The organism is Variovorax cryoconiti (genome assembly GCF_051216395.1).
In the GTDB taxonomy this organism is placed as follows: Bacteria; Pseudomonadota; Gammaproteobacteria; order Burkholderiales; family Burkholderiaceae_C; genus Variovorax.
Map to the genome: position 1 here is coordinate 1 of NZ_JBPJZI010000035.1, position 1,287 is coordinate 1,287.

General features: G+C 60.6%; 1 protein-coding gene. It reads left to right on the plus strand.

The window, feature by feature from the left end; translation table 11 throughout:
* Positions 1-189 precede the first annotated feature (189 nt).
* Entirely contained in the window at positions 190-1,167 is a 978-nt protein-coding gene (locus ACSFA2_RS25490) for an IS5 family transposase (RefSeq protein ID WP_435458121.1), read from the plus strand.
* Positions 1,168-1,287: the final 120 nt, after the last annotated feature.

Here is a 1,287-nt window from a genome sequence, read left to right on the forward strand (position 1 = left end):
GCCGCAAGGGCCTCTCAAACGCATGGGGATGCTCGGTGAGACGAGCTTGCGAGCGCAACGACAAGCACACGCGCTCGCCATCAAGCCAATTTACGACTTGATCAGACCTTCCCTAGGGAACATCTGATCAAGTCCACGGATGGCCGCTCTGAACGTTGATTACGCATGCTGAATGAAGGAGCGCCAACGATGAGCCAGATCAGTTTTTCGGATGCCGAGCATGCAGGCAAGAGGAAGAGGACACGTCGGGAAGTCTTCCTTGCCGAGATGGAGCTGGTAGTGCCTTGGAAGGCACTGCTCAAAGTCATCGAACCGCACTACCCGGTGGCAGGCCGCGGACGTCGGCCCTATCCGCTGGAAGCAATGCTTCGCGTGCACTTGATGCAGAACTGGTTTGCGTTGAGCGACCCGGCGATGGAGGAAGCCCTATACGAGATCACCTCGCTGCGCACGTTTGCAGGCCTGGGAATGGAGTCGATTCCCGACGAGACGACGATCCTGAACTTCCGCCATCTGCTGGAAGCCAGCGATCTGGCCGAGGACATCTTCAAGCAGGTCAACGCCCACCTGGCCAGGAAAGGGCTGCTTCTGAAGAGGGGCTCCATCGTGGACGCCACCATCATCGCGGCACCCAGTTCCACGAAGAACGCGGGCGGCGAGCGAGACCCTGAGATGCACCAGACCAAGAAGGGCAACCAGTGGCACTTCGGGATGAAGGCGCACATCGGTGTGGATGCGGACTCGGGGTTGGTGCACACGGTGACGACTACCGCAGCCAACGAGGCAGACGTCGAGCAGGTGAGCGACCTGCTGCACGGCAAAGAGGACGCGGTGTGGGCAGACTCGGGCTATCGCGGAGCGCAGGCGCGGGTGCAGCGCAGTGTGCAGTGGCACATTGCGGGCCGGCCCAGCGACATGGCGAAGATGCAAGAAGGCCGAGCCAAGGCCAGAGCGCGCAAGCAGGAATACCGCAAGGCCAGCATCCGGGCGAAGGTGGAGCATCCGTTCCGAGTGATCAAGCGACAGTTCGGCTTGGCGAAGGTGAGGTTCAAGGGACTGGCCAAGAACACGGCGCATGTGATCACGCTGTTTGCGTTATCGAACCTGTGGATGGCCAGGAAGAAACTGATCGCGATGCGCGGACAGGTGCGTCTGCAGACGGCATGAAGGGCCGCAAGGGCCTCTCAAACGCATGGGGATGCTCGGTGAGACGAGCTTGCGAGCGCAACGACAAGCACACGCGCTCGCCATCAAGCCAATTTACGACTTGATCAGACCTTCCCTAGG